Origin of the sequence: Glycomyces paridis (genome assembly GCF_004912155.1) — a bacterium.
Taxonomy (GTDB): Bacteria; Actinomycetota; Actinomycetes; order Mycobacteriales; family Micromonosporaceae; genus Glycomyces; species Glycomyces paridis.
This window is the reverse complement of the sequence record NZ_STGX01000038.1, coordinates 1-740: the sequence shown is the minus strand read 5'-3', so window position 1 is coordinate 740 and position 740 is coordinate 1. Positions and strand designations below refer to the sequence as shown.

Below are 740 nucleotides of genomic sequence, written 5' to 3'. Positions count from 1 at the left end.
CGGCCCAGGTCTCACCCGCGGCCAGGGTCGGGACCGCGAGCTGGTCGACCCGCGCGGCCTTGAGGGCCGCCTGGACGTCGGGGTCGGCGCGGAAGGCCCGCACCTTCGACTGCAAGATCTTGTAGTTGCGCATACAAGCGGCGGCCGAGACCCACACCCCCTCATCGTCCTCGGTGCGCGGGGGCTTGAAGTCGAAGTGCACCGGACCGGTGTACTGGCCCTTGCCGATGCCTTCCTCGACCGCGTCCACGACCCAGAACGCCCCGCCCACGTTCCCCGCCCCGAAGCGGAGGTCCTGGTCATAGCGCGGACCGGTCTGCCCGTTCAAATCGATGTGATACAGCTTCCCGTGCCACAACGCCTGGCGGATACCGGCCGCGTAGTCGAGCCCGGCCATCTCCTCATGCCCGATCTCGGGATTGATCCCCACCAGCTCGGGGCGCTCCAACTCGTTGATGAACGCCAGGGCGTGGCCCAGGGTCGGCAACAGGATGTTCCCCCGCGGCTCGTTCGGCTTCGGCTCGATCGCGAACCGCAAATCATAACCCTGGGCGGTGACGTAGTCGCCGAGGACGTCGAACGCTTCCTTCATCCGCGCCATCGCCGACTGGACGTCCTTCGACCCGCCCGACTCGGCGCCTTCGCGTCCGCCCCAGGCGACGTAGATCTCCGCGCCGAGCTCGGCGGCCAGGTCGATGTTCCGCATGACCTTCGCGAGAGCGAAGCGGCGGACGTCGCGG

General features: G+C 68.5%; 1 protein-coding gene. It reads right to left on the bottom strand.

Annotated elements, in window-relative coordinates; genetic code table 11:
* Positions 1-740 (bottom strand): TIM barrel protein (locus tag E9998_RS25015; RefSeq protein WP_136532473.1); only part of this gene is annotated, 740 nt, incomplete at both ends.